1 protein-coding gene is annotated in these 3227 nt (G+C 29.3%); it reads right to left on the bottom strand.

All coding sequences use genetic code 11. The features are described 5' to 3' along the window. The coding region (locus tag Q0G30_RS13950) for a fibronectin type III domain-containing protein (protein WP_294391288.1) at window positions 1-3110 on the bottom strand (3110 nt) is incomplete at its 3' end. Between the last annotated feature and the right edge of the window lie 117 nt (window positions 3111-3227).

The raw sequence follows: 3227 nt of genomic DNA on the forward strand, positions 1-3227 counted from the left end.
ATTTGTTTTGATGTACCATCTTCATCAACACTTGGTCTTGCAACACTTCCTAATGATTGCCAATCATTTTGCATTCCTAAAGATGGACCAGTACCACCACTTCTAATACTTGCATCTAACTTAGTTATTTTTTCTGATACTTGTTTATCATCAAATAATTTCTGTGCTACCTCTAATTCTGCTTCTAAAACAGACTTATCTGGATGATATTCATTGCTTATAGGATCCGGTGTATTTAATCTATTAGATAACTCATCTAAAGTATCTTGAGTTACATCATCTTTAAGAACAAGTCTTAAATCATCAGTATATAAAGCTTTTATATCATCAGCCAAACTATCATATTCATAGAATCTAATTTCAGACATTGTTTGTACACTTCCACCATATCCTGATGTATCTACCTTAATCTTCTTTGCAGTTATTGGTTCTGATAGCTTTACAGTGTAATATTTATGTCCATTAGAAACTTTTGATTGGAATGATGTTGGGTAAACTACATTTTGATTTCCTTCCTCATCCCAGTAAGTAACCTTAACTTTATATAAAGACATATTATATCCTTGCTCTAATGTCTCTGCAAAAGCTATTGATCCTATTGTATAACTATCATCAAATGTAATTTCTGAACCTCTATTAGATCCATAGCTAGCTCCTGTATCCCAGTCATTAACCTTCCATGAAGTCGTAAAATCTCCATCTACTAATGCATATTCTGAGTCATATTTTAAAGCTGAATCGTTAGTTGCCCATCCATCAGCATCTAACTTATTACGTACATCAATAATATGAGTTGTACCTATTTCATTTTCATCTGTAGGTCTATTAATAAGCTTGTACTCTGACATCACTGGTGGATTTACTGATGTTGTACTAGCTATATATGTACTAGACATCTTACTAGTTCCTAAGTGATTAGTGGCAGTTACTCTTACTTCATAAGTTGCATTATCTTCAAGATTATTTATTGTATAACTATGACTTTTTACTAATTTACTCTTATCTGGATTAGTTACATCAGAGCTATCTTCAGTTACCTTTTTATTATTATCGTTAGCCTTTATCCAGCTTTTATCTGTATCTCCTACTTTTCTATAGTAAATATCAAACTCTCTAGCTTGAGAATGTTCTTCCCAGCTTACAGTAAATGATTTATATCCTTGAACTGTTGTTAAGTTTCTTGGTGGTTCTGGTGATTGTATTGGAACAACTTGTATTTCTGATACTGTTCCCTTATATCCATCATAATAACTTTGGATTATGTTGTAATTTTCATCTACATTGTCAGGTTTTCCATCAAAAGCTGATGGATTTTCGCTTTCACCTTCGTATCCACTACTCCATTCTCCATTTAATGATTGAATACTAACTCTATATATATCATAAGGCTTAATGTCTTTATCTAATATATTTAAACTTGTTTTATTTGTTTGAAGTTTTTTAGTACTCTTAACATTCCCATTTGAATCAAGCTTTTGATATGTAACTTCATATGCAGTTACATTAGGCTGTGGATCCCATGTTAAAGTTATTCTTTCATCATGTAAATTTGTTGATGTTTCAACTGTTTTTATTTGAGGAATATTCATTTCTGGTTCTGGAATTTCTTTATAAACATTGTTTAAAAACTCTATTTTAGCTATTTCAGAAATCTTTTTATTACCTCTATTTCCTGTTACATTAATAGAAATCTTCTTAACAGCTACTTGCTTTCCAAGGTCTATTACCAAATCTCCAGATTCTGCACTTCTAAAAGTTGCAACTCCTGCATTTTCATTAGGAAAACTTATTGTTTCAATATTTCCATTTTCATCTTCATAAGTTATAGTTCCTGTACTTGGAAGTGATGCCTCTTCATTGCTTGAATATTCAGGTGCCTTTAATACTATTTGTTCCATATCCACAGCTTCATTACTTCTTAAACCTGTAGATAAATCTATACCAATAACTAATGGTGATTCTTCACTTGGTGCTTCTCCATCAGCCTTAGTCATTGTAACTGACTTATTATTGTCTACAAATATATCTCTTATATCTGTTCCTTCCTCTAACTTTAAATTGCTATCATCAATAGTAATTTTGTTTAGATCTAATATTGCATCAGTATCAACTATTTCTACATTTCCCCTAGTTAAGCCTATATTTTCATTAATATAAGTTAAATCCGCAACATTAACTTTTCCATCTTTATTAATATCATATTTTGAATTAGATGATCCTATATTTTCAAATACTAAATTATAATCACCCATATCTATTTTTCCATCGCCATTAACGTCTCCAGCTAAAAATACTCCATTATACTTTAGAGCTTCATTATAACTAGTTCCTAAAATGACTCTCTTTGAAAAATCTTTTATTTCTATATTATCTACTGTAGTATCTATGTAACTTTCTGATTTAATTTCAGCACTATATGTTCCAAGCTCTAGCTTTTCAATTATAATATGTAAGAAGTAAATATCATTTTCTCCATCTTCTAATGGTTGCTTCTTTGAATTTAACTTTTCAATTTTATATGTTACTCCATTATCTAAAGTTCCTTCTTCAGTTGATAGATCAGATATTTGCCCAATATTTTGATTTTCCTTAAATAGGTTAATATTTATTGAATCAGTATTAATTATTGGCATAGCAAAATTAATATCAAATTCTAATTTCCCATAATTTTTTACTTCTTCAGAAATAATAGATTTACCTTGGCTCTCTTTCTCTTTTCCATCAATTTCATTTATATTATTAGATTGTTCAACTTCTACACTTGAATTGTCTTGAATATCATTATTCTCTAATTTATCATCAGAGGATATATTACTTTCCTCAAATGTTTGTCCATTATCTTGAGTTAATGATTCTTCATAATTTGAATCATTATCACTATTATTCTCATTAAGATTATTATCGCTAGAATTATCACTCTCTACAGTGGTATTATTGTTTTCTATTTTATCAGTATCCTCAACAATTACCTCCGTTGAATTATTAATGTGTTCATTAACATTAATAGAATCATCTACTTTAGTAGTTGAGTTCATGGCTTCCACTGACATAGTAGATAAATTTGTTGCTGCCAATGCTGTTGCAATAGTACATGATACTATTTTTTTCATTTATGCCCTCTCCTTTTTCGTCAAATTTAGTCAACATAACTTAGCATTCTACATTTTATATTATTATTTATTATTTTAAAACCCCTTTTTTTAATATTTTATTTAATAAAATTAAAT

The sequence above is a fragment of the uncultured Clostridium sp. genome (assembly GCF_934754925.1).
In the GTDB taxonomy this organism is placed as follows: domain Bacteria; phylum Bacillota; class Clostridia; order Clostridiales; family Clostridiaceae; genus Clostridium.